The sequence below is a fragment of the Candidatus Poriferisodalis sp. genome (assembly GCF_965219595.1).
Taxonomy (GTDB): Bacteria; Actinomycetota; Acidimicrobiia; order Acidimicrobiales; family Poriferisodalaceae; genus Poriferisodalis.
Map to the genome: position 1 here is coordinate 1,422,707 of NZ_OZ244781.1, position 24,046 is coordinate 1,446,752.

Sequence of the window (24,046 nt, forward strand, 5' to 3'; positions counted from 1 at the left end):
GCCACGGCATCCCTAGCCTCACACCGTTCAGAACGGTGAAGAAACAAAGAAAAACGACATCCCTGCACCTCACTCACCCCCGATAGGCGAGCAGAACCCCGAAAGGCGGGTACGACATGGCAAAAGAGCGTTTCGAGCGGACCAAGCCTCACGTCAACGTGGGCACGATGGGCCACATCGACCATGGCAAGACGACACTGACGGCTGCCATCACGCGCGTGCTGTCCGAACAGGTCGGCGGCCAGGCCACGGCCTTCGACGAGATCGACAAGGCACCCGAGGAGCGTGAGCGCGGCATCACGATCTCCATCGCGCACGTCGAGTACGAGACGGCCAACCGGCATTACGCGCACGTCGACATGCCCGGTCACGCCGACTACATCAAGAACATGATCACCGGCGCCGCCCAGGTGGACGGCGCCATCTTGGTGGTGTCCGCCGCTGACGGCCCGATGCCCCAGACGCGTGAGCACGTGCTGCTGGCCCGCCAGGTCGGCGTGCCCTACATCGTGGTCGCGCTGAACAAGGTCGACATGGTCGACGATGAGGAGCTGCTCGAGCTGGTCGAGCTCGAGGTACGCGAGCTGCTCAGCGAGTACGAGTTCCCCGGCGACGACGTGCCGGTGGTCCGCGTCTCCGCGCTGAACGCTCTGGAGGGCGACGCGGCTGCCGCCGAGCAGGTCGTCGAGCTGATGAACGCGGTCGACGAGTACGTACCCGAGCCCGAGCGCGACACCGAGCGCCCGTTCCTGATGCCGATCGAGGACGTCTTCTCGATCACTGGCCGCGGCACCGTGGTGACCGGCAAGATCGAGCAGGGCATCATCAACTCCGGTGACGAGGTCGAGATCGTGGGCATCCGCGAGACGCAGACCACCACGGTGACCGGCGTCGAGATGTTCCGCAAGATCCTCGATCAGGGCCAGGCTGGCGACAACGTCGGCCTGCTGCTGCGCGGCACCGGCAAGGACGAGGTGGAGCGCGGCCAGGTCTGCACCCGCAAGGGCGCGATCACCCCGCACACCAAGTTCGAGGCGCAGGTCTACGTGCTCACCAAGGACGAGGGAGGGCGGCACAAGCCGTTCTTCTCGAACTACCGCCCGCAGTTCTATTTCCGCACCACCGACATCACCGGTGTGGTCGAGCTGCCGTCGGGCACCGAGATGTGCATGCCGGGCGACAACACCGAGATGACCGTCGAGCTGATCAACCCGATCGCGATGGACGAGGGCTTGCGCTTCGCCATCCGTGAGGGCGGGCGCACTGTGGGCGCCGGCCGGGTCACCAAGATCGTTCAGTAACCCGGGTTTCCGGCCAACAGTCAGGCACTCAGATGGCAGCACCTCGGATCCGGATGCGGCTCAAGGCCTACGACCACGAGATCGTGGACCAGTCGGCGCAGAAGATCACCGAGACGGTGCTGCGCACCAACGCCAAGGTGCGGGGCCCGGTGCCGCTGCCCACCGAGAAGCATCGCTACACGGTCGTGCGGTCCCCCCATAAAGACAAGGACTCGCGCGAGCACTTCGAGATGCGGATCCACAAGCGCCTGATCGACGTGATCGATCCCACCGACAAGACGGTCGACTCGCTCCAGCGTCTCGACCTGCCTGCCGGCGTCGAGATCGAACTCAAAGTCCAGCCTTAGCGCGCTACCCGCCCGCGAGCGGGCGCACTGCTGGCTTTATCCGCCCGCGAGCGGGCGGACTAAGTGCACCTCTGACGTTGGAGTGAGGGCTTCGAGCCAGGGGTCGGGGATGATCTCGCCGTCGATGGCGACTGCCGTCGAGGACGTCTCGACGAGGTGTGCGTTGAGCGACGGGTAGAGCTCTGCGAGCTGACGCACCAGGTCGCGCACATTCGCAGCGTCGATGGTGACCTCAGATGTGCCGCCGGTGTGCTGGCGCTGGTCGGTCGAGAAGTGAACGACCGCCATCGAGTCGCCCCGACGAATCGGCTCAGCGGCTTCGGGCTGCGATCAGCTCTCGGCGGCCGTCAGCGCTTCCAGCACTCGCGGTGGCGAGAGCGGCAGGTCGCTGATGCGCACGCCGGTGGCATCGGCCACGGCGTTGGCCATCACCGGCAGCGGCGGCACGATGCCCACCTCGCCGACACCGCGCACGCCATAGGGATGCGACGGGTTCGGCACCTCCACGATGCAGGTCTCGATCATCGGCAGGTCCGATGCCACCGGGATGCGGTAGTCGAGGAATCCCGGGTTCTCGAGGTTGCCGTCGTCGGAGTAGATGTACTCCTCATTCAGCGCCCAGCCGATGCCCTGCACCACGCCGCCCTGCATCTGGCCTTCCACGTAGCTCGGGTGAATCGCTGTGCCGGCGTCTTGCGCGGTGGTGTAGCGCTCCACGGTGACCCGCCCGGTTTCCTGGTCAACCGACACGTCGGCGACCTGGACCGAGAAGGCCGGGCCGGCGCCCCGGGCATTCAGCGACGCAGTGGCGCCCAGCGGGCCGCCAGTGCGCTTGGCATTGCCGGTGATGGCGGCCAGCGTCAGCGGTTCCTGCTCGCCAGGTCCGTGCACGGCCGAGCCGTCCACCCACTCGACCTCTTCGACATCGCAATCCCACGTCTTGGCCGCGCGCTTGCGCAGCTGCTCCTTGAGATCGCGGCAGGCCTCCACGACCGCCATGCCCGTCGCGAACGTGGCGCGGCTGCCCTCGGTCACGTCGGTGAAGCCGACCACCTCGGTGTCGCCCACGACCGGCTGGATCAGGTGCACGTCGAGGCCCAGCTCCTCGGCGGCCATCAGCGCCATCGACGCGCGGCTGCCGCCGATGTCGGGGCTGCCGGTGATCACCGTGGCGGTGCCGTTCTCGTTCAGGTTCACCGTCGCGCTCGACGCCTCGCCGATGTTGAACCAGAAACCGCTGGCCACGCCGCGGCCCTGCCCTTCGGGCAGCTCCGACTGGTAGTGGTCGCTGTCGCGGATCGCTTCGAGGCACTCGCGCAGGCCGATCATCGGCCACTTGGGCCCGTACGGCGTCGGGTCGCCCTGCGAGGGGCAGTTCTGGATGCGGAGGTCGAGCGGGTCCATGCCGACACGCGCCGCGATCTCGTCGACCACCGAGTCCATCGCGAACGCTGCTGCAGGCGCCGAGGGGGCCCGGTAGGCCACGTTGACCGGCCGGTTGAGCACCACGTCGAAGCCCTCCACATAGAGGTGATCGAGGGTGTAGGCCGACACGACGCACATGCAGCCGAGCATCGCGGCGATGCCCTGGAAGGCCCCGTTCTCGTATGCCAGCCAGGCCTTCGCCGTGGTGATGGTGCCGTCGTTGCGGGCGCCGACCTTCATCTTGATGATGGCCCCGGGTGCCGGGCCGGTTGCCCGGAACACGTCTTCACGGCTCATCACGATCTTGACCGGGCGGCCGGCCTTCGTCGACAGCAGCGCCGCCACCGGCTCGATGTAGATCGTCGTCTTGCCGCCGAAGCCGCCGCCGATCTCCGCGGGGATCACCTTGATGCGCGAGGTATCCCAACCCAGCACCGTGGCCGTCGACGACCGCACCATGAAGTGGCCTTGGGAGGAGGCCCAGATGACCGCCTTACCTTCCTGGTCGCAGTCGACCACACAGGCGTGCGGCTCGATGTAGCCCTGGTGCACCGCCTGGGTCGAGAACTCCCGCTCGATCACGATCTCGGCCTCGGCGAAACCCTGCTCGACATCGCCGCGCTCGTACACCGTGCGGGCCGCGATGTTCGACGGCTCGGTGGGCCGCGGCTCGACACCGCGCGTGAACAGGTTGTCGTGCAGCACTGGCGCGTCGTCGGCCATCGCGTCGGAGATGTTCAGCACGTGGGGCAGCAGCTCGTAGGTGACCTCGATGGCCTCCGCCGCTGCCTTGGCCTCGCGCCGGGTGGACGCCGCTACCGCAGCCACGGCGTGGCCGCTGTACAGCACCGTGTCGCGGGCGATGACCGTGCACATCAGGTTGCGCGTGGCGCCCTTGGGCGGTGCTTCGGGGAAATCAGCCCCGGTGACCACCGCTTTCACGCCGGGCATCGCCTCGGCGGCTGACGTGTCGATCGAGACGATCCGTGCGTGGGGATGCGGCGAGCGCAGGATGTGCCCGTACAGCATTCCCGGCAGGTTCAGATCGGCCGCGTAGCGGGCCTTGCCGGCGACCTTGTCGAGCCCGTCATGGCGGACGGGGCGGGTGCCGACCCAGCGGTAGCCGCTGGCTCCGTTGCCATTGGTGCGGGTGCTTGCAGCAGCTTCAGTAGTGCTCATGTTCAGGTGTCCTTCTGCGATATCAGGAGAGTCTCAGCCAGCCGATGTCAATCAGGCTGGGGTACGGATCTGGACGGCGGCCTCGAGCACCGAGCGCACGATCTTGTCGTAGCCGGTGCAGCGGCACAGGTTGCCGGCGAGCGCGTAGCGCACTTCGGTCTCAGTGGGGTCGGGGTTCTCGTCGAGGAGCGCCTTGGCGGCGATGAGGAACCCGGGTGTGCAGATGCCGCATTGCAGCGCAGCTCCTTCGAGGAAGCACTGCTGCAGCGGGTGCAGTTCATCTGCGCTGGCGAGACCTTCGCAGGTAGTGATGGCGGCGCCGTCGGCCTCGGGGGCGAAGATCAGGCAGGCACACTGCAGGCGCCCGTTCATGATGACCGAGCAGGCGCCGCAGTCGCCAGTGCCGCAGCCTTCCTTGGCCCCGATCAATCCCAGCTCGTCCCGCAGGGCATTGAGCAGCGATTCGCCGTCTTCGGTCAGAAAATCAACGGCGTCGCCGTTGACCTCGCAGTTCACATGTGTGCGGCTCATCAGGACGCTCCGTTCTGTCCGTTGCGTGTTCGAATCCGGTCGGCGGCAATGCCGGCGGCTCGACGGGTGAGCACGCCGGCGACCTGGCGCCGGTAGTTGATCGTGCCCCGCTTGTCGTCGATGGGGTTGCAGGCATCGCTGGCGGCCGCGGCTGCGGCAGCCAGCGCTGCGTCGTCGAGGCTGCTGCCCACAAGCGCCGCCTCTGCGGCAGGCACCCGCACGACGGTGGGCGCCACCGCGCCGAGCGCGACCGAGGCCGCGCTCACATTGCCGCTGTCGTCCAGCGTGAGTCGCACCCCGGCACCCACCACGGCGATGTCCATCTCGGTGCGAGGGATGAGTCGCAGGTAGGCGTCGGAGGTGCCGCCGGCTGGCCGGGCGAGCTCGAAGCACACCACGATCTCGTCATGCGCCAGCGATGTCTGGCCGGGCCCGGTCGCCACGTCGGCGACGGGTACCCGCCGTTCGCCGTCAGCGCCTGCGATCACGGCCACCGCATCGTTCACCACCAGGGCAGGCACGGAGTCGGCAGCGGGGGAGGCGTTGCAGAGGTTCCCGCCGAGGCTGGAGCGGTTCTGGATCTGGTCGGACCCGATGAGTCCTGCAGCCTCGGTCAGGCCTGGGAAGTCGGCAGCAAAGGCGGCGTTGGACGTCAGCGCCGAGCTGGGGGCCGCAGCACCCACCTGCCAGGTGTCGCCGTCGAGGCTCACCGACATGAGACGGTCGATCTTCTTGAGGTCGATCACCATCGACGGCTCAGGCCGCCCGGCGCGCATCTGCGGCACGACGTCGGTTGCGCCTGCGAACACGATGGCATCGGCATCGCCGGCCAGCAGTGTCCTCGCCTCGTCAATGGTGGTCGGCGCGGCATATTTCATGCGGATAGCTCCCGATCCGTTGGGTCTTGCGTCATGTGTCGACGCACCGTCTCCCGGCGGTCGCGTCGCTCGCGCCGCCTGCGGGCGACGGCGCGCACGGCAGCGGACGTTAGTTGCGCTGAGCCGTGCTCGTTGCATCAACCGTCGCCGGCGACCTCCCGCACCGTGGCCCCCTGTCGCAAACGAGCCAAGAACCGTCGTTGACGAGCGGCAATCATGTGTTGCCGCAGCGACATCCATTAACGAGCCGAGGAGCGGGTCATGGCTGGAGAAACGAACACAGCGCGGGTGTCGGACTGCGTTGTGCTTGCCGAGGTCCCCGACGGACCGCTCAGTGCCGAGCACTTCGCGTTGCAGCCCGAAGATGTACCCGAACCCGGACCGGGCGAGGTGCTCGTGCGGGTTCAGGCGATCACGATCGGCGCGGGGCAGCGAGCCGGCCTGCAGGGCAGTGCCAGCTACGCGGGCGCCCCGGAAACGGGCGCGGTCATGGGAGGCGCGGGCGCCGGCATCGTGGAGGCATCGAATGCGGAGGGCATCAGCGTCGGCGACACCGTCGTGGGCGCGACTGGCTGGCGCCGCCACGCTGTGATTGCCGGTGGCGAGCTGCGTGTCGCTGACGGCGCGCTCGATCCCGCCCTGCATCTGGGCGTGCTCGGCACGAACGGGCTCACCGCCTACTTCGGCTTGCTCGATGTCGGGCGACCAGAAGCGGGCGAGACCGTGGTGGTGTCCGCAGCGGCAGGATCGGTGGGCCACATTGTGGGGCAGATCGCCAAGGCGCAGGGTTGCCGGGTGGTCGGTGTGGCCGGTTCGGATGAGAAGTGCTCGCTGCTGGTTGACGAGCTGGGCTTCGACGCGGCGATCAATCGCCACTCGCCCGATTTCCGCGCCGATTTCCGGGCGGCCACGCCCGACCGCATCGACGTGTACTTTGACAACACGGGCGGCGAGATCCTCGGCTCCGCGCTCTTCCGCATGGCCACGTTCGGCCGCATCGTGTGCTGCGGCGCGGTTTCGGCCTACGACACCGCCAATCCCGATCCCAGCCCGCGAGGCATCCCGGGTCTGCTGGTGAACAACCAGGTGCGCATGCAGGGGTTCCTCGTGTTCGCCTACACCGAGCGCTACGACGAGGCGCGAGCCCAGATGCGCGAGTGGATCGACGCCGGGTCGCTCGTGCCCCGCCACGTCACCTACGACGGCCTCAATGCTGCGGGCGGCGCATTCGTCGACCTCCTCGGCGGCCGCACTGTCGGCACCACCATCGTCCGCCTGGGTGATTGAGCGCTCGTGCTTCGGCTGTTTCATCGGACCTGAGCGCGCCGAAACATAGGCTCGGCTCATGACGGCCGCCGATCCGCCGGGGCGAATTGAGGCCGAGCATCTGGCCCACTACCCGGAGCGGCCTAGTGCAGCGGGCAGGTTCGCGGTGCGGGTCTCGTATCCGGCCGTGATCCTGTTGGGAGTCGGTATCTACGCCGCTGCCGGATCGCTCGGGATGCCGGCCGTGGCGGCGTCGTACGTTGCCGTGCTGGTTGGGGCAGGGCTGGTCACGCTGCACGAGATCGTCTTGCCCTACCGCCCCGAATGGCGCCCCCAGGGCGCTGACGTGCGAGCCGATGTGGCGTTCATGGTGGCCGTCCAGGTGGTGCTGCCGCTGCTGCTCTCGCTGGCGGCGACAGCGGCGTTCGCCGGATGGCTGCGCGAGGGCGACCTGACACTCGCGGGCCTGTGGCCGCACAGCTGGCCCGTTGCGCTCCAAGCAGCGCTGATGATGGCTGTGGCTGACTTCTTCCGCTACTGGCTGCACCGGGCGTTCCACGGTTCGGCCTTCATGTGGCGCTGGCATGCCGTGCACCACTCGCCGCACCGGCTGTACTGGCTGAACGTCGGACGCTTCCACCCAGGAGAGAAGGCAGTCCAGTTCTGCGTCGACGCGTTGCCGTTCGTGCTGCTGGGCGTGGGAAGCGACGTGCTCGCGGCGTACTTCGTGTTCTACGCGCTGAACGGCTTCTACCAGCACTCCAACTGCGACGTGCGCCTCGGCTGGCTCAACTACCTCATCAGCGGCCCGGAGCTGCACCGCTGGCATCACTCCGAATTGCCGGCGGAGTCAGATCACAACTTCGGGAACAACCTCATCATCTGGGACGTGCTGTTCGGCACCCGGTACCTTCCCGCGGACGCGGCGGTCGGACGGCTCGGACTGCTGAACCGCGACTACCCGACTGGCTTTCTGGCTCAGATGCGCACCCCCTTGATTCGAGGACTCGACAAGCGAGCAGCCGGGACAGCGACGCCGTCGTGACGGGCAATTCGGGGATCGACGGTCTCAGCTATCGACTGCTTCGGGCTGGGCTGGCCGTGGCCAGCGGCCGCACCTACCGCGGGCTCGTCCGTGCATGCGCCGATCCGGCGGCGGTCCAGGATCAGGTGCTGCAGCGCATCCTCTCCGATAACGCCGGCACGGTGTTCGGCACCGATCACCGCTTCGGCTCGATTGCCGGCTCCGAGGACTACCGCCGTGCCGTGCCGGTGCAGACCTACGAAGACCTGAGGGAGGCGATCGAGGCGCAGGAAGCCACCGGCGAGCAGTGTCTCACTGCCGAGCAGCCGGTCTATTACAACCAGACCAGCGGCACCGTCGCCGAGCCGAAGAACATCCCGCTCACCAAGGCCGGCCTCGCCCGCATCCAGCGCTTGCAGCGACTCGCGGCCTACACACTGTCGCGGCGCACCGCCGCGCTCGGCGGCAAGGTGTTCGCGGTGACCGGTGCCGCGCACGAGGGCACCATGCCAGCAGGTACGCCGTACGGCTCGGCGTCAGGGCTGCTGTACGCGAGCCAGGGCAAGCTCCTGCGGCGCCGGTACGTGCTGCCGGCGGCGGTATCGGACATCGCCGACTACGACGCCCGCTACTTGGCCATGGCCGTGCTGGGCGCAGCTGACGGCTCCGTGACCACGATGGCGACGGCCAACCCCTCGACGTTCATCCGGCTGATGGACGTGCTCAATGACTCGGCCGACGTGGTGCTCGACGCAGTGGCCGCCGGGCGGCTGCCCGCTGGCTGCAACGTGCCTGGGCGCGACGACCAGCTCGGACTCCGCGCAGACCCGAAGCGAGCGGCGGCCCTCGGTCGGCGCCTGGAGGCCGCAGGCCGACTCACCTATGCCGACATCTGGGGCGACCTGCGTGCGGTCGTGACGTGGACCGGGGGGAGCTGCGGCTTGGCGATCGAGCGTCTCCAGCCGATGCTGACACCCGACTGCCCGGTCTTCGAACTCGGCTATCTCGCCAGCGAGGTCAGCGGCACCGTCAACATCGATCCCATCGAAGGCTCCTGCGTCGCGACCCTGCAGGACAACTTCTTCGAGTTCGCGGAACGCGATGGGTGGGAGGCCGCTGCCGACGATGCCGACCGTGGCCAGCCGACCTGCACGCTTGCCGATCTCGAGGCCGGCCGCGACTACTACGTCATCGTGACCACAGCCGACGGTCTGTACCGCTACGACATGAACGACATCGTGCGGGTGACGGGCTTCGTCGACCGCACGCCGGTCCTGTCCTTCGTCCAGAAAGGCAAGGGCGTCACCAGCATCACGGGCGAGAAGCTGTACGAATTCCAGGTGATGTCGGCCGTGACCGCTGCCGTGGCCGAGATCGGCACCGTGGCACCGTTCTTCATCATGCTGGCCGACGTCGCAGAGGCCCGCTACACGCTCCATGCGGAGCTGGCGAGCACGCCGGCTGGCCCACAGGGAGCCGAACTTGCCGGCGAACTGTCAAGCAGCATCGAGCGAGCGCTGCGGCAGACCAATGTCGAGTACGACCAGAAGCGAGCCAGCGGCCGGCTGGCACCGCTGCGCATCCGGTTGCTTGCAGCGGGCACTGGCGATGAATTCAGGCGCCAGCGCGTCGCAGACGGACAGCGTGACGTGCAGTTCAAATACCTCCGGCTGCAATACAGCGCCGATTGCCAGTTTCCTTTCGACGACTTCGCAGCTCCGGCCTGAGCGAGCTTGGCCGAGGTGCGTACGTGCAGATCCGCTGCCTGAAGACATTCACCTTCCCGGTGCCGTTCAAGCGCGTCTTCCGGCATGCCTCTGCCAGCCGCCGCCACGCCGAGAACCTCATCGTGACGGCCCACGGCGACGACGGCGCGATCGGCTACGGCGAAGGGTGCCCGCGGCTGTACGTGACCGGGGAGACCGTCGGGGGTTGCGCTGCGTTCGTCAACCAGCACGCCGCGTCGTTCTGCGCGGACGTCGGGAGCGTGGACGACCTGCGCGCCTGGATCGACGCCCACAGCGATGCCATCGACGAGAACCCGGCCGCGTTCTGCGCGATGGAGCTTGCCGCCCTCGACCTGCTGGGCAAGGCGGGCGGTTGCAATATCGAGCAGTTGCTGGGTGTTGCTTCAGGCCCCCCCGATGTGGCCTATACCGCTGTCCTGGGCGACATGGGTCCGCTGCTGTATCGATGGCAGTTGCGCGGATTCCGCGTGCGGGGCTTCACCGACTTCAAGGTGAAGCTCTCGGGCTCGCTGCGGCGTGACCGGGCCAAGCTTGCCCCGTTCATTTCCCGAGGGTCGAACCCGGCGACGGTTCGCCTCGATGCGAACAACCTCTGGGAGACGCCCGAGCAGTGCGCCGCGCACTTGGACGCACTGGGCGACATCGCATTCGCCGTCGAGGAACCGCTGCAGGCGGGTGATGTCGAGGGGTGCATGCGCGTCGCGCAGCAGTGCCGGGTGAAGATCATCGCCGACGAGAGCTTGCGGCTCGCCCGGCAGCTCGAGGCGCTGGCGGAGCCGTCGGCGTGGATCGTGAACGTGCGGGTGTCGAAGATGGGCGGGATCGTCAGGTCGCTGGACGTGGTGACTGCTGCTGCGCGCACCGGCATCGACGTCATCGTCGGGTGCCAGGTGGGGGAGACGAGCCTGCTCACCCGGGCGGCGCTCGCCGTCATCGCGAGCGCCCCGGGCGCCGTTGTGGGCGCCGAAGGTGCCTTCGGGACGCATCTGCTGGCCCGTGATCTCACCGATCGGACGATCATGTGGGGCTACGGGGGAATGCTGCGCGCTCAAGACGTGCCCGATCGCAGCGGCGGCGGGCTGGGTCTGCGGCTCGATCCCGCAGCCGTCCTGGTGCCGCTGGAGGACAGGTGAACGACACCCGATTTGCTGTGGCAAGCCTGGTGTTCGGCCTCGCGTTCCTGGCCCGCGTCGCGGGTCAAGCTGTGCAGCGCTGGTGGGACGTGGCCTTCCTGCCTTCCCAGGACGCCTGGCAGGGCAGCAGCCTGCCGTTCCCGGCGCTGTTCGCGGCCCAAGTGGTGATCTTGATGATCATCGCGGCGGCGACGCTGCGAATGCGAGCGGCCCGGAGCCTCTTCGGGCGGCGCTGGGTGCGGCCAGTCGCTTGGTTCGGCGTCCTGTATTTCGCTGTGATGGTGGCGCGTTTGGCAGTCGGACTCCTCGGCGATGCCGGAGCGTTCGGCGACGAGAGCATCGCTGCAGGGAAGTGGTTCACTGCCTACCTGCCGACGGCATTTCACCTGGTCCTGGCGAGCGAAGTGATGCTGTTCGTGGCCTATCAACGAGGGCGCCCCCAACCCGCTGGCTGAACGGGCGCGAGGTTGGGGCGCTCGTGGGGGATCGGTAGCCTGCTTCATTCGCGGCGCGGACTTCCTGCGTCGAACTGACGTCCGGCAAGGCCGGATGCCTCCCCGCAATGGGTCGGGTGTTCGGAACCGGTCGGCACAACCTCAGAACCGCTCCGCCGGCGCAGCCGTGCGGAGCGTTCGCATGGCGGCCCGCTAGGCGGGCAGCCATAGAGACAGCGGCCCGTTGAGCGGGCGGCCGAAGGGACAACTGCCCGCTGTGCGGGCAGTGAGATGCAGGGCGAAAGCACGAGAGAGACGCGCACATGGCCAACAGGGCGCTTGTCGCCACCAAGGTCGGCATGACACAGCTCTGGGACGACGAGAACCGCGTCGTCCCGGTCACCGTGCTGCGCGTCGACGATTGCCGGGTCACGCAAGTCCGCACCACCGAGCAAGACGGTTATACCGCGGTGCAGGTCACCTACGGCCACCGTGAGGCCCGCAAGGTCAACAAGCCCACCAACGGCCACTACGAGCGAGCCGGGATCGACCCCGGCGTACGCCTCGTAGAGCTGCGGCTCGACGATGTGAGCGAAGTATCGGTCGGCACCGAATTGGGTGCCGACCTTTTCAGTCCCGGAGAGCTTGTCGATGTGACAGCCACCTCCAAGGGCAAGGGTTTCGCCGGCACCATGAAGCGGCACAACTTCTCGGGCCAGCGTGCCAGCCACGGTGCGCACCGGGTCCACCGGGCCCCGGGCGCCATCGGCGCCTGCGCCACCCCCTCACGGGTGTTCAAGGGCACCCGCATGGCCGGGCGCATGGGCGGCGAGAAAGTCACCACGCTCAACCTCGCGGTCGTCGAGGCCGACGCCGAGCGGGGCCTGCTGCTGGTGCGGGGCTCGGTCCCCGGGCCCAAGGGCGGCACGGTCGTCGTCCGCAACGCAGTCAAAGCGCCGCAAGGCGCGTCAAACAGCACAGTGCCGGCTGAGGTCTGAGGTCGATCCCGATGCCGCTCACGCTTGACGTTCGCACCCCCGACGGCGGCACTGCCGGCACCGTGGAGCTCGACGAGGCCATCTTTGGCATCGAGCCGAACATGGCGGCGCTGCATCAGGCCGTCACGGCCCAGCGAGCTGCCCGCCGGAACGGCTCTCACAGCACCCTCACCCGGGCCGAAGTACGCGGCGGTGGCGCCAAGCCGTGGCGCCAGAAGGGCACCGGTCGGGCTCGCCACGGTTCGATCCGTTCGCCCCAGTGGGTGGGCGGCGGCGTGGCGCACGGTCCCAAGCCGCGCGACTACCGCCAGAAAGTGAACCGCAAGACCGTGCGGCTGGCGCTGCGCTCCGCTCTCAGCGACCGGGCTCGGAGTGAACGCGTCATGGTCATCGATGAGTGGAACTTTGCCCAGCCGCGCACGAAGGACGCCATCGCAGTGCTCGAGAACCTGTCCCTCTCGGGACAGGTTCTGCTGGTTCTGGGCGACAGCACGGCACACCAGACGGCCGATCGCAGTTTCCGCAACCTTCCGTCGGTGCACTCGGTCAGCGCGGCCGAGCTGAACGCCTACGACATCCTGCGCTCGGACTGGCTGGTCTTCACCCGCGACACCCTTCCCACGAGCACTGGGCCCACCAGCACCAGGCCCACCACGAACGGAGCAGCGAGCGAGGGGGATGACTAGTGAAGGATCCCCGCGATGTGCTGATCGCTCCCGTCATCTCGGAGAAGTCGTATGACTTCCTCGAAGAGGGCATTTACGTGTTCCGCGTCCACCCGTCCGCAAGCAAGCCAGAGATCCGACAAGCGGTCGAGGAGATCTTCGACGTCAAGGTCGCCAAGGTCAACACGATGAATCGCAAGGGCAAGAAGCGGCGCAATCGGCGCAACAACACCGTCGGCAAGCGGCCGGACACCAAGCGGGCCATCGTCACCCTCGTCGAGGGCGACTCGATCCAGATCTTCAATTCCTAGGCGGGGCGTCATGGGCATTCGAGTACGCAAGCCGACCAGTCCCGGCCGAAGGTTCCAGACGGTCTCGGATTTTGCCGACATCACCGCGACCAAGCCCGAGCGCTCGCTCATCGCCAAGCAGCACTCCACCGGCGGCCGCAACAACTACGGCCGCAAGACCTCTCGCCACCGTGGCGGCGGTCACAAGCAGCGCTACCGGGTGATCGACTTCCGGCGCAACAAGGACGGTGTGCCCGCCACGGTCGCCACCATCGAGTACGACCCCAATCGCAACGCGCGCATCGCGCTGCTGCACTATCACGACGGCGAGAAGCGCTACATCCTGGCGCCGGCGGGGCTGGAGGTGGGCGACAAGCTCGCCAACGGTGCGGGGGCGGAGGTGCGTGTCGGCAACGCCATGCCGCTGCGGTACGTGCCGGTCGGCACCACCGTGCACAACGTGGAGCTCAAGCCGGGCGCCGGCGGCCGCATGGCCCGTTCGGCCGGCGCCAGTGTGCAGCTCGTGGCCAAGGAGGGTGCGTACGCCACCTTGCGCCTGCCGTCCACCGAGATGCGCCGGGTGCCGATCGACTGCCGCGCCACCATCGGCTCGGTGGGCAACGCCGAGGCCGACCTCATCAAGATCGGCAAGGCCGGCCGGAACCGCTACAAGGGCGTCCGGCCCCAGACCCGTGGCGTGGCCATGAACCCGGTCGACCATCCCCTCGGCGGCGGTGAGGGCAAGTCGTCGGGCGGGCGTCATCCGGTGTCGCCGTGGGGCAAGCCTGAAGGCCGCACCCGCTCCAAGAACCGCAAGTCCAACGACCTCATCGTCCGCCGCCGCCGGACGCGCGGGTCCCGGAGGTAGAGCGATGCCGCGCAGTCTCAAGAAGGGCCCGTTCGTCGACGACCACCTGCTCTCGAAGGTGGACGAACTCAACGAGAGCGGCGAGCGCAAGGTCATCAAGACGTGGAGCCGGCGCTCCACGATCATCCCCGAGATGATCGGTCACACCATCGCGGTTCACGACGGGCGCAAGCACCTGCCGGTGTATGTGACCGAGTCGATGGTGGGCCACAAGCTCGGCGAGTTCGCCCCGACGCGGACGTTCAAGTTCCACGCCGGCCAGGAACGTGGAGGCAGGCGATGAGCGGGTTCGCCCCGACGCAGACGTTCAAGCCTCGCGCCGGACGAGAGCAAGGCAGCGGGCGATGAGCGGGTTGATCGACCTCGACGTCATCGCAGGCGCCAAGGCGACGCACAAGTACGCACGCCTGTCCGCGTCGAAAGCGCGGGTGGTGCTCAACCTCATCCGCGACGAAGACTTGGCGCTCGCCCGCGACCGCCTGCGCTTCTGCGAGCGCGGCGCCGCCGAGGTGGTGTCCAAGGTGCTCGAGAGCGCGGTGGCCAATGCCACCAACAACGAGCAGCTCGACGCCGACGAGTTGTACGTGGCTGAGTGCTGGGCCGACGAGGGTCCCGTGCTCAAGCGCTGGCGCCCGCGAGCACGGGGCCGCGCCACCCGCATCTTCAAGCAGACCAGCCACATCACCGTGATCGTGGCTCAGCTCAGCCCCGAGGAGCTCGAGATGCGCGAGGCCCGCTTGGCCGCCTCGGGCTCTCAGACCGCCGCAGCCGCGCGTGCGGCCCGCGTGGCCGCCAGCCGCGCCGCCCCGGACACCGACGAGGCTGACGAGGTTGCGCCAGAAGACATCGACGCCGGAGACGACATCGACGCCGCAGCCGATGAGGTCCCGACCGGCGATGCCGAGGAACAAGGCGACGCAGTCGAACCAGACGACGAGTCTGGGGACATCACGGCCGCCGCAGCCGACGAGGCCGAAGCAGCCGATGAGAACGGCGAAGCCAGCGGGGACGATGCTGCCGACCCCGAAGCTGCCGACCCAGAGGAACGGAACTGATCATGGGTCAGAAGGTCAACCCGTACGGTTTCCGCTTGGGAATCACCACCGACTGGAAGTCGCGTTGGTACGCCGACAAGGAGTACCAGGACTATCTCATCGAGGATTGGAAGATCCGAGACTTCCTGCGGACTGAGCTGCCGCATGCCGCGATCAGCCGCATCGAGGTGGAGCGAACCCGAGATCGCCTGCGCGTCGACGTGCACACGGCCCGGCCGGGCATCGTCATCGGCCGCCGGGGCAGCGAGGCCGATCGGCTGCGCACGAAGCTCGGCAAGATCTCGGGCAACCCGAAGGTCCAGCTGAACATCCAGGAGATCAAGCAGCCCGAGCTCGAGGCGGCGCTCATCGCACAGGGCGTTGCGGATCAGCTCGCCGGCCGCGTCGCCTTCCGGCGGGCCATGAAGCGTGCCGTGCAGAACGCCCAGAAGGCCGGCGCACTCGGCATCCGCGTGCAGTGCTCAGGCCGGCTCGGCGGCTCGGAGATGGCCCGCACCGAGTGGTACCGCGAAGGCCGTGTGCCGCTGCACACGCTGCGCGCCGACATCGATTACGGCTTCCGCGAAGCCCGCACCACGGCGGGTCGCATCGGCGTGAAGGTGTGGCTCTACAAGGGCGACATCCTCCCGTACAAGGTGTCGTCCGACGAGCGCATTCACCGCGAGGCGGCCATGGCCACAGGCCAGACGTCGGGCGACGGTGCACCTCCAGGAGGTGTGGTGTCTTCAGCCGGTCGCCGGAGCGATCTCGAGGATGTGCCCGAGGAGCCCGTGCCGCTGCTGCGCGAGGCCGATCCCGAGTTCGAGCGCCTGCTCGAGGAGGAAGAGCAGATCGAGCGGGCCACGCGCGATCAGTCCCAGACGCCCAACTTCAGGCCGGGAGACGACTGATGCTGATGCCTCGCAAGGTCAAGCACCGCAAGGCGCATCGCGGTCGCATGAAGGGCCGCACCAAGGGCGGCACGGCCGTGCACTTCGGCGACTACGGCATCCAGGCGCTGGAACCCGGCTGGATCACGGCCCGCCAGATCGAAGCGGCCCGCATCGCCATGACCCGTCACGTGAAGCGCGGCGGGAAGGTCTGGATCAACATCTTCCCCGACAAGCCGGTGACCGCGAAGCCTGCGGAGACCCGCATGGGCTCGGGCAAGGGAAATCCGGAGAAGTGGGTGGCCGTGGTGAAGCCCGGCCGTGTGATGTTCGAGCTGGGCGGCGTGAACGCCGAGCTGGCCCGCGGCGCCATGGAGCGCGCTATCCAGAAGCTGCCCATCCGGGCACGGGTGATCTCCCGAGAGGAGGCCATCTGATGGCGAAGGCCGCGACGCTCCGGACCCTCTCGGACGATCAGCTGTTTGATGAGTTGGACAGTGCGAAGAAGGAGCTGTTCAACCTGCGCTTCGCGTTTGCAACCGGGCAGCTCGACAACTCGGCGCACGTGGCTGCCACCAAGCGCGACATCGCCCGTATTCACACCGTGCTGCGCGAGCGTGAGATCGCAGCGGCCGATGTGCTGCTGGACCCATCGGCTGGCCCAGTGCAAGGCTCGGCTGCTGGTCTGGCTGGCCCGTCGAATGACCCAGTGCAGGGCTCGGCCGCTGGTCTGGCTGGCGCCTCGCAGGGCTCGGCCGCTGTGCCGGCCGGCGCTTCGCAGAGCTCGGCCGCGGACAGCGCAGCTTCCACAGGAGATCCGTCATGAGCACCGAGACTGCCGAGACCGTCGAGCGCAACCGGCGCAAGGTGCGCGAGGGCATCGTCACCTCCACCAAGATGGACCGCACGGCGGTCGTCTCGGTGACCGAGCGTGTGCGCCACCCCCGCTACTTCAAGACCGTTCAGCGCACCAAGAAGCTGTACGTCCACGACCCCGCTGGAGACACGCGTCCGGGCGACCGGGTGCGCGTCATGGAAACCCGGCCGATCTCGAAGACCAAGCGCTGGCGCTTGGTGGAGATCATCGAACGGGCCCGATGAGCTGAAGGCAGCGAGGTCATGATCCAGCAAGAGTCCCGACTCAAAGTCGCCGACAACTCCGGCGCCCGCGAGGTGCTGTGCATTCGCGTGCTCGGCGGCACGGGTCGGCGCTACGCCTCGATCGGCGACGTTTTCGTTGCCACTGTGAAGGACGCCATCCCGGGCGCAGCGGTGCGCAAGGGCGACGTGGTGCGCTGCGTCGTGGTGCGCACGCGCAAGCAGCGCAGGCGTCCCGACGGCAGCTACATCCGCTTCGACGAGAACGCCGCTGTGCTCGTCGACGACAACCGCCAGCCGCGTGGCACCCGCATCTTCGGCCCCGTCGGCCGCGAGCTGCGTGACAAGCGCTTCATGCGCATCGTGTCGCTCGCCCCGGAAGTTCTGTGATGGGGGTGACGTGATGGCACGCCAGAAGAACCAGCTGCCGCGGCTGCGAGTCCGCAAGGGCGACACCGTGCGCGTTGTCTCCGGCCCTGACAAGGGCAAGGAAGGCGAGGTCGTGTCGGTGGATCTGGCGCGCCGCCGCCTCACGGTGGAAGGCGTGAACGTGGGGCACAAGCACCAGAAACCCTCCCAGCAGAACCAGGAGGGCCAGATCATCGACTACCTGCTGCCGGTCGACGTGTCGAACGTGGCGGTGGTGTGCCCGCGAACGGGCCAGCCAGGTCGGGTCGGTTTCCGCTTCGAGGGCGGCCGCAAGGTGCGTTACCACCGAGTCTCGGGGGAGGAACTGCCATGAGCGTGACCGAGGCCCAGACCGACGCCCCCTCCCTCGCTTCGTCCGACACCGGCGGCAACGAGCGGCCCGAGCCTCGTATGCCTGAGCCCCGTATGAAGGTGCTCTACCGCGACACCGTCCGCGCGCAACTGCTCGACGAGCTCGGGCTCGCGAACGTGATGCAGGTGCCCACGCTGACGAAGATCAGCGTGAACATGGGCGTCGGCGCTGCGCTGACGAACCGGGGCCTGCTCGAGGGCGCCATCGACGACCTCAGCCGCATCTGCGGTCAGCGGCCGGCGATCACCCGGGCGAAGCAGTCCATCGCAGGGTTCAAGCTGCGCGAGGGCAACGCGATCGGCGCCCGCGTCACTATGCGCCGTGACCGGATGTGGGAGTTCTACGACCGTCTCGTGTCGTTGGCCATCCCTCGTATCCGCGACTTCCGGGGTCTGTCGCCGCGCAGCTTCGACGGCCACGGCAACTACACGTTCGGCCTCACCGAGCAGCTGGTCTTTCCCGAGATCGACTACGACAGCGTCAACCAGATCCGCGGCATGGACATCACGCTCGTGACGTCAGCCGTCGACGACGAGGGCGGGCGTGCCCTGCTGGTTGCGCTCGGCTTTCCATTCCGCCAACACCCAACGACCTAGCACCCGGCTAACTCACCAGGCCCCGATTCAACAAAGGCAGTACCGATGGCCAAGAAGGCACTCGTCAACAAGCAGCAGCGCACCCCCAAGTTCAAGGTGCGCGCCTACACGCGCTGCCGCGTGTGCGGCCGACCGCGGTCGGTATACCGCAAGTTCGGGCTGTGCCGAGTGTGCCTGCGAGAGATGGTCCATGCCGGCGAGGTGCCCGGCGTGACGAAGGCCAGTTGGTGAGGGAGGTGCGCACATGTCGATGACCGACCCCATTGCGGACATGCTCACCCGCATTCGCAACGCCAACATGGTGTTCAAAGACGAGGTGGCCATGCCGTCCTCCAAGCAGAAGGAGCGCCTGGCGGCGATCCTCAAGCGCGAGGGCTACGTGAGCGACTACCAGGTGAGCGACGGCACCGACGGCCCCGCCCCGACGCTCACCATCAACCTGAAGTACACCGGTGACCGCGACCGCACCATCTCGGGGCTGCAGCGCATCTCCAAGCCCGGGCTGCGGGTGTACACCAAGTCCGACAAGGTTCCCCGCGTGCTCGGCGGCCTCGGCATTGCCGTGCTGTCGACGAGCCGGGGCCTGATGACCGACCGCGAAGCTCGCCGTAACCGCATGGGCGGCGAGATCCTCTGTTACGTCTGGTAGGAGGCGGCGATGTCACGCGTGGGCAAAACGCCCATCTCGATTCCCGACGGGGTGACGGTGACGGCCGAACCAGCCCCCGATGTCGCCGGTTCCGTGGCTGGCGACGTGGTGACCGTCAGCGGTCCTGGAGGCGAGCTCCAGCGCGAGCTGGCCGCGGGCATCCGTGCGCGCGTCGACGACGGGGAAGGCGGCAGCCAGGTCGTCGTGGAGCGCGCCGATGACAGCCGCTCGCAGCGGTCGCTGCACGGCCTGAGCCGGGCGCTGGTCGCCAACATGGTGCAGGGCGTGTCGCAGGGCTTCTCCAAGGAACTGCAGATTGTCGGCGTGGGATACCGCGCAGCAGCCAGCGGATCATCGGCGCTCGAGCTGTCGCTGGGATTCAGTCACACCGTGCCGGTGACGGCACCCGACGGCATCAGCTTCGAGGTGCCGAGCCAGACGTCCATCATCGTGAAGGGCATCGACAAGCAGCTCGTCGGGCAGGTCGCGGCCAATATCCGTGCGCTGCGCAAGCCCGAGCCCTATAAGGGCAAGGGCATCCGTTACGTCGACGAGCGCGTGCTGCGCAAAGCCGGAAAGGCGGCGAAGTGAGTGCTCCCACGAGGGCGGCCCGGCGTGATCGGCGCCGCCGTCGCGTCCGCAAGAAGATCACCGGCACCGCAGCGCGCCCGCGCCTGGCGGTGCACCGGTCCAACCGGCATATCAGCGCCCAGCTCATCGACGACGAAACCGGCCGCACAGTGGCTGCTGCGTCGTCGCGCGAGGCCGGCGTGACCGGTGGCGGCAACATCACAGCCGCTGGCGAGATCGGTCGGCTCATCGCCGAGCGGGCTCGGGCGGCTGGCACCACCACGGTCACCTTCGACCGGGGCGGGAACCGCTACCACGGCCGCGTGGCGGCCCTTGCAGATGCTGCCCGTGCGGGCGGCCTGGAGTTCTGAGGGAGGACTCGTGACAGACGCACCAACCTCACAGGCCGGCCCTTCTCAACCGCGCAGCGGCCCCGAAGAGCGCAGCGGCAATGAACGCGGCGGCGGCAACGAGCGCGGCGGCAACGAGCGTGAGCGGGGCGGCCGTCGCCCGCGCGACCGCCAATTCGACAACCCCCGCAACAGCGGTGACGACGGTCTGCGTGAATCGCGGGTCATCGACATCAACCGTGTGGCCAAGGTGGTCAAGGGCGGCCGCCGCTTTTCGTTCTCCGCACTCGTAGTGATCGGCGACGGCGCGGGCCGGGTCGGCTTGGGTTACGGCAAGGCCAAGGAAGTGCCGTTGGCGATCCAGAAGGGCACCGAAGAGGCCCGCAAGAGCCTGTTCGAGGTGCCCCTGGCCGGCTCCACCATCGTCCACCCCGTGCTGGGAGTGATGGGTGCTGGCAAGGTGCTGCTGCAGCCGGCGGCCCCCGGTACCGGCGTCATTGCCGGCGGTGCCGCCAGGGCGATCCTCGAGGAGGCGGGCATCAGCGATGTGCTGGCCAAGTCGCTCGGTTCCTCCAATCACATCAACGTGGCCCGAGCCACGATCGCGGGCTTAGCGGCCCTCAAGCGTCCCGACGAGGTGGCCAAGCTGCGCGGGCTGTCGCCCGAGGAGTGCATTCCCGCCGGTCTGCTCGAGGCATACCGCGAGACAGAGCGCACGCGCAAGCTGAGCGATGCCTCCGCAGGGGCCTCATCATGAGCGCGCCGAGTTCGAACCAGCATGGCACCAGCCAGATCGTGGTGACCCAGGTGCGATCGGGCATCGGGGCCAAGCCCAAGGCACGCGGTGCGCTGCGGGCGCTCGGTCTGGGCAAGATCGGCCGCAGCCATACCCTGCCGGATCGACCCGAGATCCGCGGCATGCTGCGCAAGGTGAGTCATCTGATCACTGCTGAATTTGTTACAGCTCAGGAGGTCAGCGATGCTGAGACTGCATGATCTGGCCCCGCCGCCGGGATCGAAGCGCAAGCGCAGGCGGGTAGCGCGCGGCACCAGCGGCAAGGGCGGCAAGACCGCAGGCCGCGGCACCAAGGGCACTCGTGCCCGCGGCACCGTTCCCGTCTGGTACGAGGGCGGCCAGCTGCCGCTGCAGGTCCGCATTCCCAAGCGCAAGGGCTTCAAGAACCCGTTTCGCGTTGAGTACCAGCCGGTCAATCTCGACACCCTCGAAGACTGCGGTCTCGACGAAATCACACCCGCCGAACTTCTGGCCCGCGGCTTGGTGTCCAAGGGCGCCATGGTCAAGATCCTCGGGCGTGGCGAGATCACCCGATCCGTCGCGGTGAAAGCCCACGCCGTGTCCGGCTCGGCCCGCGCAGCCATCGAGAGTGCCGGCGGGAGCATCGAGATCCTGCCGCCCATGTTCGGCGGTCCCCGGCCACCCGCCCGGGGCAACCAGCACACCAATCGCTAGGGGCTTGTCGTGCTCGGCCACATGCGCAACATCTTCCGGATCGCAGATCTGCGCCGGAAGATCATGTTCACGCTGTTCATCATTGCGGCGTACAGGCTGGGCTCCCAGGTGCCGGTGCCGGGCATCGACTTCGACGCCATCGTGTCGCTGCGCGAGCAAGCCAGCTCGACCGGCGGCGTGCTGGCGCTGCTGAACCTGTTCTCGGGCGGCGCGCTCACCAACTTCGCGATCTTCGCGTTGGGCATCATGCCGTACATCACGGCGTCGATCATCATCCAGATCCTCACCGTCGCGATCCCGCGCTTCGAGCAGCTCCAGCAGCAGGGTGCGGTGGGGCAGCGGAAGCTGACGCAGTACACCCGCTACCTGACGCTGGGCATCGCCTTCGTGCAGGCCACGGGCATCACGTTCATCTTCGGGCGGGGCCAGGGCACCGCCTTGGGCAACACCGCCGGTGTCATCGTCATCCCCGACTTCACGTTCAATCGCGTGGCGCTGGTGATCCTGTCGCTGACGGCGGGCACGGCGCTGCTCATGTGGATGGGCGAGCTGATCAGCCAGCGCGGCGTGGGCAATGGCATGTCGCTGCTGATCTTCGCCTCGGTCGTGTCCACGATCCCGTTCGACGGGGCCCGCCTGCTGGCGGTGCAAGGCACGGTGTACCTGGCGGCCGCGGTCATCGTGGCCACGGGAATGATGGTGGCCATCATCTTCATCGAGCAGGGCCAGCGTCGCATCCCGGTGCAGTTCTCCCGCCGGCAGGTGGGCCGCAGGCTCTACGGCGGGCAGAACACCTACATCCCGCTGAAGGTCAACCAGTCGGGCGTGATCCCGGTGATCTTCGCCAGCTCGATCCTGTTCCTGCCGGTGCTGCTGTCGAACGTGGCGAACTGGGGCTGGCTGCAGACCGCTGTCGACGAGTACCTGACCCAGCCCGACAACATCGCCTACATCCTGTTCTTCGGCGGGCTGATCGTGGGCTTCGCCTACTTCTATACGGCCATCACATTCGACCCGGTGCGCCAAGCCGACAACATCCGCAAGCAGGGCGGCTTCATTCCCGGCATCCGGCCCGGGCCGCAAACCGAGCGGTATCTGGCCAGAGTGCTGAACCGCATCACGCTGCCGGGCGCTCTGTTCATTGCCTTGGTGGCGCTGCTGCCCAGCGTGCTGCTGTCGCTGACCAGTGACCTCGATGCTCTGGGCAGCGGCGGCGCCGGTGCAGCCATCGGATTCGGCGGTGTGTCGATCCTGATTGCCTCCGGTGTGGCGCTGGAGACGATGAAGCAGGTCGACAGCCAGTTGCTGATGCGCAACTACGAAGGGTTCTTGGCCTGATGAGCACGCGACGGCTGGTCATCTTGGGCAAGCAGGGAGCTGGCAAGGGCACGCAGTGCGAGCTGCTGGTGGAGCGCTATGGCATCGCCCACATTTCGACAGGCGACATGCTGCGCGCCGCCGTCGCTGCGGGCACCGAGCTGGGCCGGCAGGCCAAGGCCGTCATGGACGCAGGTGACCTGGTCAGCGACGAGCTGATCCTGGGCATCGTGGCTGAGCGGCTCACCGAACCGGATACCGCTGCCGGTTTCCTGCTCGACGGCTTCCCTCGCACTGAGGCCCAAGCCGACGGTCTATTTGCACTGCTGGCGCCGAGCACGGTGGAACGGGCGATCGACTTGGATGTGCCGGACGAGGTGGTGACCCAGCGGATGCTGGAGCGGGGCCGAGCCGACGACACGCCGGAGGCGATCTCCCGGCGGCTGGAGCTGTACGAAGCCGAGACAGCGCCGCTGCGGAAGCTGTTCGCCGACCAGGGAGTGCTGGTCTCCGTTGACGGCCTCGGAACCCCCGCCGAGGTCCATGGGCGCATCGTGGCCGCCATTGAGGCGGCACGATGAGGCCAGTGGCCGCCATCGAGGCGGCACTGTGACCCCTATACTTGCTCGCTCGTCTACAGCGCAGGTCACCCGATGAAAGTCCGTCCGAGCGTCAAGAAGATCTGCGACAAATGCCGCGTGATCCGCCGTCACGGGCGGATCCGGGTGATCTGTGAGAACCCGCGACACAAGCAGCGGCAAGGCTGAGACAGGAGTTCTGTATCGATGGCCCGAATCGCCGGCGTCGACATACCGCGTGAGAAGCGTGTGGAGATCGCGCTCACCTACATCTACGGCATCGGTCGTTCGGCCAGCCAGCAGATCTGCGAAGACCTGAACATTGCCGAGCGCACGCGCGTGCGTGACCTGACCGATGCCGAGGTGGCGCGCATCCGCAATCACATCGACGCCAACCTGGCGGTCGAGGGCGACCTGCGGCGCGACGTCGCCCAAGACGTCAAGCGAAAGATCGAGATCGGCTGCTACCAGGGCGTCCGTCACCGCCGCGGGCTTCCGGTACGGGGCCAACGCACGCATACGAACGCACGCACCCGCAAGGGTCCGCGCAAGACCGTCGCGGGCAAGAAGAAGGTACGCAAGTGAACGTGCGCGGCCGATTTCGTCGGCAACGAGAGACCGGACG

General features: G+C 67.8%; 35 protein-coding genes. 31 read left to right on the forward strand and 4 right to left on the reverse strand.

Annotation, left to right across the window (positions count from 1 at the left end; genetic code table 11):
* The first annotated feature begins 116 nt into the window (after window positions 1-116).
* Window positions 117-1,301 carry an elongation factor Tu gene (gene tuf, locus ACOQPE_RS06240; protein ID WP_419854768.1) on the forward strand — a complete coding sequence of 395 codons (1,185 nt, stop codon included), beginning with the start codon at window positions 117-119 and terminating at the stop codon, window positions 1,299-1,301.
* Between the two features lie 32 nt (window positions 1,302-1,333).
* A complete protein-coding gene (gene rpsJ, locus ACOQPE_RS06245; protein WP_323671069.1) occupies window positions 1,334-1,648 on the forward strand; it encodes a 30S ribosomal protein S10 in 315 nt (104 codons plus the stop codon).
* Window positions 1,649-1,684: 36 nt separating this feature from the next.
* On the opposite strand, the gene ACOQPE_RS06250 is transcribed toward rpsJ, so the two are convergent.
* From ACOQPE_RS06250 to ACOQPE_RS06265, 4 genes are read right to left on the reverse strand one after another with little or no spacing between them, the layout of a single operon-like run.
* Window positions 1,685-1,936, reverse strand: coding sequence for a MoaD/ThiS family protein (locus ACOQPE_RS06250; protein WP_419917188.1), 252 nt, complete (start codon window positions 1,934-1,936; stop codon window positions 1,685-1,687).
* A 42-nt stretch (window positions 1,937-1,978) separates the two neighbouring features.
* Window positions 1,979-4,252 (reverse strand): xanthine dehydrogenase family protein molybdopterin-binding subunit, encoded by a 2,274-nt coding sequence (locus ACOQPE_RS06255; RefSeq protein WP_420610988.1) that lies wholly within the window; start codon window positions 4,250-4,252, stop codon window positions 1,979-1,981.
* A 51-nt stretch (window positions 4,253-4,303) separates the two neighbouring features.
* Window positions 4,304-4,783 carry a (2Fe-2S)-binding protein gene (locus ACOQPE_RS06260; RefSeq protein WP_323671058.1) on the reverse strand — a complete coding sequence of 160 codons (480 nt, stop codon included), beginning with the start codon at window positions 4,781-4,783 and terminating at the stop codon, window positions 4,304-4,306.
* Window positions 4,783-5,661, reverse strand: a complete 879-nt coding sequence (locus ACOQPE_RS06265; RefSeq protein WP_420610989.1) for an FAD binding domain-containing protein — start codon at window positions 5,659-5,661, stop codon at window positions 4,783-4,785. Before ACOQPE_RS06265 ends, ACOQPE_RS06260 begins: the two co-directional genes overlap by 1 nt.
* 261 nt (window positions 5,662-5,922) lie before the next feature.
* Between ACOQPE_RS06265 and ACOQPE_RS06270 the strand changes: the two genes are divergently transcribed.
* The 29 genes from ACOQPE_RS06270 to rpsM all read left to right on the forward strand — a co-directional run bounded on the left by ACOQPE_RS06270 (window position 5,923) and on the right by rpsM (window position 24,006).
* The gene (locus ACOQPE_RS06270; RefSeq protein ID WP_420610990.1) at window positions 5,923-6,948 is read left to right on the forward strand and encodes an NADP-dependent oxidoreductase; all 1,026 of its coding nucleotides are present in this window, start codon (window positions 5,923-5,925) and stop codon (window positions 6,946-6,948) included.
* Window positions 6,949-7,006: 58 nt separating this feature from the next.
* Window positions 7,007-7,972, forward strand: a complete 966-nt coding sequence (locus tag ACOQPE_RS06275) for a sterol desaturase family protein (protein ID WP_420610991.1) — start codon at window positions 7,007-7,009, stop codon at window positions 7,970-7,972.
* Window positions 7,969-9,678 carry a GH3 auxin-responsive promoter family protein gene (locus tag ACOQPE_RS06280; protein WP_420610992.1) on the forward strand — a complete coding sequence of 570 codons (1,710 nt, stop codon included), beginning with the start codon at window positions 7,969-7,971 and terminating at the stop codon, window positions 9,676-9,678. The genes ACOQPE_RS06275 and ACOQPE_RS06280 overlap by 4 nt, the downstream gene beginning before the upstream one ends.
* Before the next feature lie 23 nt (window positions 9,679-9,701).
* A complete protein-coding gene (locus ACOQPE_RS06285; protein WP_420610993.1) occupies window positions 9,702-10,832 on the forward strand; it encodes a mandelate racemase/muconate lactonizing enzyme family protein in 1,131 nt (376 codons plus the stop codon).
* Window positions 10,829-11,287 carry a hypothetical protein gene (locus ACOQPE_RS06290; protein ID WP_420610994.1) on the forward strand — a complete coding sequence of 153 codons (459 nt, stop codon included), beginning with the start codon at window positions 10,829-10,831 and terminating at the stop codon, window positions 11,285-11,287. The genes ACOQPE_RS06285 and ACOQPE_RS06290 overlap by 4 nt, the downstream gene beginning before the upstream one ends.
* A gap of 302 nt (window positions 11,288-11,589) precedes the next feature.
* Window positions 11,590-12,264 (forward strand): 50S ribosomal protein L3, encoded by a 675-nt coding sequence (gene rplC, locus ACOQPE_RS06295; protein WP_420610995.1) that lies wholly within the window; start codon window positions 11,590-11,592, stop codon window positions 12,262-12,264.
* A gap of 11 nt (window positions 12,265-12,275) precedes the next feature.
* On the forward strand, window positions 12,276-12,950 hold the full coding sequence (rplD, locus tag ACOQPE_RS06300) for a 50S ribosomal protein L4 (RefSeq protein WP_420610996.1): 675 nt from the start codon (window positions 12,276-12,278) through the stop codon (window positions 12,948-12,950).
* Window positions 12,950-13,240, forward strand: a complete 291-nt coding sequence (gene rplW, locus ACOQPE_RS06305; RefSeq protein ID WP_420610997.1) for a 50S ribosomal protein L23 — start codon at window positions 12,950-12,952, stop codon at window positions 13,238-13,240. The genes rplD and rplW overlap by 1 nt, the downstream gene beginning before the upstream one ends.
* Before the next feature lie 10 nt (window positions 13,241-13,250).
* The gene (rplB, locus tag ACOQPE_RS06310; protein WP_420610998.1) at window positions 13,251-14,087 is read left to right on the forward strand and encodes a 50S ribosomal protein L2; all 837 of its coding nucleotides are present in this window, start codon (window positions 13,251-13,253) and stop codon (window positions 14,085-14,087) included.
* A gap of 4 nt (window positions 14,088-14,091) precedes the next feature.
* Window positions 14,092-14,370, forward strand: a complete 279-nt coding sequence (gene rpsS, locus ACOQPE_RS06315; protein WP_323671047.1) for a 30S ribosomal protein S19 — start codon at window positions 14,092-14,094, stop codon at window positions 14,368-14,370.
* 61 nt (window positions 14,371-14,431) lie between these two features.
* Window positions 14,432-15,142 carry a 50S ribosomal protein L22 gene (rplV, locus tag ACOQPE_RS06320; RefSeq protein ID WP_420610999.1) on the forward strand — a complete coding sequence of 237 codons (711 nt, stop codon included), beginning with the start codon at window positions 14,432-14,434 and terminating at the stop codon, window positions 15,140-15,142.
* 2 nt (window positions 15,143-15,144) lie between these two features.
* Window positions 15,145-16,032 (forward strand): 30S ribosomal protein S3, encoded by an 888-nt coding sequence (gene rpsC / locus ACOQPE_RS06325; RefSeq protein WP_420611000.1) that lies wholly within the window; start codon window positions 15,145-15,147, stop codon window positions 16,030-16,032.
* Window positions 16,032-16,448, forward strand: a complete 417-nt coding sequence (rplP, locus tag ACOQPE_RS06330) for a 50S ribosomal protein L16 (RefSeq protein ID WP_323671046.1) — start codon at window positions 16,032-16,034, stop codon at window positions 16,446-16,448. The genes rpsC and rplP overlap by 1 nt, the downstream gene beginning before the upstream one ends.
* Complete coding sequence (rpmC, locus tag ACOQPE_RS06335; protein ID WP_420611001.1) at window positions 16,448-16,837, forward strand: 50S ribosomal protein L29; 390 nt, start codon at window positions 16,448-16,450, stop codon at window positions 16,835-16,837. The genes rplP and rpmC overlap by 1 nt, the downstream gene beginning before the upstream one ends.
* Entirely contained in the window at window positions 16,834-17,112 is a 279-nt protein-coding gene (gene rpsQ / locus ACOQPE_RS06340; protein ID WP_419854743.1) for a 30S ribosomal protein S17, read from the forward strand. Before rpmC ends, rpsQ begins: the two co-directional genes overlap by 4 nt.
* 18 nt (window positions 17,113-17,130) lie before the next feature.
* Window positions 17,131-17,499 (forward strand): 50S ribosomal protein L14, encoded by a 369-nt coding sequence (gene rplN, locus ACOQPE_RS06345; protein ID WP_419854742.1) that lies wholly within the window; start codon window positions 17,131-17,133, stop codon window positions 17,497-17,499.
* A gap of 43 nt (window positions 17,500-17,542) precedes the next feature.
* Window positions 17,543-17,851, forward strand: a complete 309-nt coding sequence (gene rplX / locus ACOQPE_RS06350; RefSeq protein WP_420611364.1) for a 50S ribosomal protein L24 — start codon at window positions 17,543-17,545, stop codon at window positions 17,849-17,851.
* 77 nt (window positions 17,852-17,928) lie between these two features.
* Window positions 17,929-18,486, forward strand: coding sequence for a 50S ribosomal protein L5 (gene rplE / locus ACOQPE_RS06355; protein WP_419856423.1), 558 nt, complete (start codon window positions 17,929-17,931; stop codon window positions 18,484-18,486).
* Between the two features lie 45 nt (window positions 18,487-18,531).
* Entirely contained in the window at window positions 18,532-18,717 is a 186-nt protein-coding gene (locus ACOQPE_RS06360) for a type Z 30S ribosomal protein S14 (RefSeq protein WP_323671042.1), read from the forward strand.
* A 13-nt stretch (window positions 18,718-18,730) separates the two neighbouring features.
* Window positions 18,731-19,135, forward strand: coding sequence for a 30S ribosomal protein S8 (rpsH, locus tag ACOQPE_RS06365; protein WP_419854741.1), 405 nt, complete (start codon window positions 18,731-18,733; stop codon window positions 19,133-19,135).
* Between the two features lie 9 nt (window positions 19,136-19,144).
* Window positions 19,145-19,726: a 50S ribosomal protein L6 gene (gene rplF / locus ACOQPE_RS06370; protein WP_420611002.1), complete on the forward strand. Its 582-nt coding sequence runs from the start codon at window positions 19,145-19,147 to the stop codon at window positions 19,724-19,726.
* Window positions 19,723-20,076 carry a 50S ribosomal protein L18 gene (rplR, locus tag ACOQPE_RS06375; protein ID WP_419917198.1) on the forward strand — a complete coding sequence of 118 codons (354 nt, stop codon included), beginning with the start codon at window positions 19,723-19,725 and terminating at the stop codon, window positions 20,074-20,076. The genes rplF and rplR overlap by 4 nt, the downstream gene beginning before the upstream one ends.
* A 10-nt stretch (window positions 20,077-20,086) precedes the next feature.
* The gene (gene rpsE / locus ACOQPE_RS06380; RefSeq protein ID WP_420611003.1) at window positions 20,087-20,812 is read left to right on the forward strand and encodes a 30S ribosomal protein S5; all 726 of its coding nucleotides are present in this window, start codon (window positions 20,087-20,089) and stop codon (window positions 20,810-20,812) included.
* The gene (rpmD, locus tag ACOQPE_RS06385) at window positions 20,809-21,051 is read left to right on the forward strand and encodes a 50S ribosomal protein L30 (RefSeq protein ID WP_420611004.1); all 243 of its coding nucleotides are present in this window, start codon (window positions 20,809-20,811) and stop codon (window positions 21,049-21,051) included. The genes rpsE and rpmD overlap by 4 nt, the downstream gene beginning before the upstream one ends.
* Entirely contained in the window at window positions 21,035-21,526 is a 492-nt protein-coding gene (gene rplO / locus ACOQPE_RS06390) for a 50S ribosomal protein L15 (RefSeq protein WP_420611005.1), read from the forward strand. Before rpmD ends, rplO begins: the two co-directional genes overlap by 17 nt.
* A 9-nt stretch (window positions 21,527-21,535) precedes the next feature.
* On the forward strand, window positions 21,536-22,864 hold the full coding sequence (gene secY / locus ACOQPE_RS06395) for a preprotein translocase subunit SecY (protein WP_419863534.1): 1,329 nt from the start codon (window positions 21,536-21,538) through the stop codon (window positions 22,862-22,864).
* On the forward strand, window positions 22,864-23,424 hold the full coding sequence (locus tag ACOQPE_RS06400; RefSeq protein ID WP_420611006.1) for an adenylate kinase: 561 nt from the start codon (window positions 22,864-22,866) through the stop codon (window positions 23,422-23,424). The genes secY and ACOQPE_RS06400 overlap by 1 nt, the downstream gene beginning before the upstream one ends.
* A 72-nt stretch (window positions 23,425-23,496) precedes the next feature.
* Window positions 23,497-23,610 carry a 50S ribosomal protein L36 gene (gene rpmJ / locus ACOQPE_RS06405; RefSeq protein ID WP_323671035.1) on the forward strand — a complete coding sequence of 38 codons (114 nt, stop codon included), beginning with the start codon at window positions 23,497-23,499 and terminating at the stop codon, window positions 23,608-23,610.
* 18 nt (window positions 23,611-23,628) lie between these two features.
* Window positions 23,629-24,006 carry a 30S ribosomal protein S13 gene (rpsM, locus tag ACOQPE_RS06410; protein WP_323671034.1) on the forward strand — a complete coding sequence of 126 codons (378 nt, stop codon included), beginning with the start codon at window positions 23,629-23,631 and terminating at the stop codon, window positions 24,004-24,006.
* The last annotated feature ends 40 nt before the right edge of the window (window positions 24,007-24,046 follow it).

What these genes read in the sequence shown, in the direction of transcription:
- tuf (WP_419854768.1), top strand. Translation starts at nt 117, where the DNA reads ATGGCAAAAGAGCGTTTCGAGCGGACCAAGCCTCACGTCAACGTGGGC.
- rpsJ (WP_323671069.1), top strand. Translation starts at nt 1,334, where the DNA reads ATGGCAGCACCTCGGATCCGGATGCGGCTCAAGGCCTACGACCACGAG.
- ACOQPE_RS06250 (WP_419917188.1), bottom strand. Translation starts at nt 1,936, where the DNA reads ATGGCGGTCGTTCACTTCTCGACCGACCAGCGCCAGCACACCGGCGGC.
- ACOQPE_RS06255 (WP_420610988.1), bottom strand. Translation starts at nt 4,252, where the DNA reads ATGAGCACTACTGAAGCTGCTGCAAGCACCCGCACCAATGGCAACGGA.
- ACOQPE_RS06260 (WP_323671058.1), bottom strand. Translation starts at nt 4,783, where the DNA reads ATGAGCCGCACACATGTGAACTGCGAGGTCAACGGCGACGCCGTTGAT.
- ACOQPE_RS06265 (WP_420610989.1), bottom strand. Translation starts at nt 5,661, where the DNA reads ATGAAATATGCCGCGCCGACCACCATTGACGAGGCGAGGACACTGCTG.
- ACOQPE_RS06270 (WP_420610990.1), top strand. Translation starts at nt 5,923, where the DNA reads ATGGCTGGAGAAACGAACACAGCGCGGGTGTCGGACTGCGTTGTGCTT.
- ACOQPE_RS06275 (WP_420610991.1), top strand. Translation starts at nt 7,007, where the DNA reads ATGACGGCCGCCGATCCGCCGGGGCGAATTGAGGCCGAGCATCTGGCC.
- rplC (WP_420610995.1), top strand. Translation starts at nt 11,590, where the DNA reads ATGGCCAACAGGGCGCTTGTCGCCACCAAGGTCGGCATGACACAGCTC.
- rplD (WP_420610996.1), top strand. Translation starts at nt 12,276, where the DNA reads ATGCCGCTCACGCTTGACGTTCGCACCCCCGACGGCGGCACTGCCGGC.
- rplB (WP_420610998.1), top strand. Translation starts at nt 13,251, where the DNA reads ATGGGCATTCGAGTACGCAAGCCGACCAGTCCCGGCCGAAGGTTCCAG.
- rpsS (WP_323671047.1), top strand. Translation starts at nt 14,092, where the DNA reads ATGCCGCGCAGTCTCAAGAAGGGCCCGTTCGTCGACGACCACCTGCTC.
- rplV (WP_420610999.1), top strand. Translation starts at nt 14,432, where the DNA reads ATGAGCGGGTTGATCGACCTCGACGTCATCGCAGGCGCCAAGGCGACG.
- rpsC (WP_420611000.1), top strand. Translation starts at nt 15,145, where the DNA reads ATGGGTCAGAAGGTCAACCCGTACGGTTTCCGCTTGGGAATCACCACC.
- rplP (WP_323671046.1), top strand. Translation starts at nt 16,032, where the DNA reads ATGCTGATGCCTCGCAAGGTCAAGCACCGCAAGGCGCATCGCGGTCGC.
- rpmC (WP_420611001.1), top strand. Translation starts at nt 16,448, where the DNA reads ATGGCGAAGGCCGCGACGCTCCGGACCCTCTCGGACGATCAGCTGTTT.
- rpsQ (WP_419854743.1), top strand. Translation starts at nt 16,834, where the DNA reads ATGAGCACCGAGACTGCCGAGACCGTCGAGCGCAACCGGCGCAAGGTG.
- rplN (WP_419854742.1), top strand. Translation starts at nt 17,131, where the DNA reads ATGATCCAGCAAGAGTCCCGACTCAAAGTCGCCGACAACTCCGGCGCC.
- rplE (WP_419856423.1), top strand. Translation starts at nt 17,929, where the DNA reads ATGCCTGAGCCCCGTATGAAGGTGCTCTACCGCGACACCGTCCGCGCG.
- ACOQPE_RS06360 (WP_323671042.1), top strand. Translation starts at nt 18,532, where the DNA reads ATGGCCAAGAAGGCACTCGTCAACAAGCAGCAGCGCACCCCCAAGTTC.
- rpsH (WP_419854741.1), top strand. Translation starts at nt 18,731, where the DNA reads ATGTCGATGACCGACCCCATTGCGGACATGCTCACCCGCATTCGCAAC.
- rplF (WP_420611002.1), top strand. Translation starts at nt 19,145, where the DNA reads ATGTCACGCGTGGGCAAAACGCCCATCTCGATTCCCGACGGGGTGACG.
- rpmD (WP_420611004.1), top strand. Translation starts at nt 20,809, where the DNA reads ATGAGCGCGCCGAGTTCGAACCAGCATGGCACCAGCCAGATCGTGGTG.
- rplO (WP_420611005.1), top strand. Translation starts at nt 21,035, where the DNA reads ATGCTGAGACTGCATGATCTGGCCCCGCCGCCGGGATCGAAGCGCAAG.
- ACOQPE_RS06400 (WP_420611006.1), top strand. Translation starts at nt 22,864, where the DNA reads ATGAGCACGCGACGGCTGGTCATCTTGGGCAAGCAGGGAGCTGGCAAG.
- rpmJ (WP_323671035.1), top strand. Translation starts at nt 23,497, where the DNA reads ATGAAAGTCCGTCCGAGCGTCAAGAAGATCTGCGACAAATGCCGCGTG.
- rpsM (WP_323671034.1), top strand. Translation starts at nt 23,629, where the DNA reads ATGGCCCGAATCGCCGGCGTCGACATACCGCGTGAGAAGCGTGTGGAG.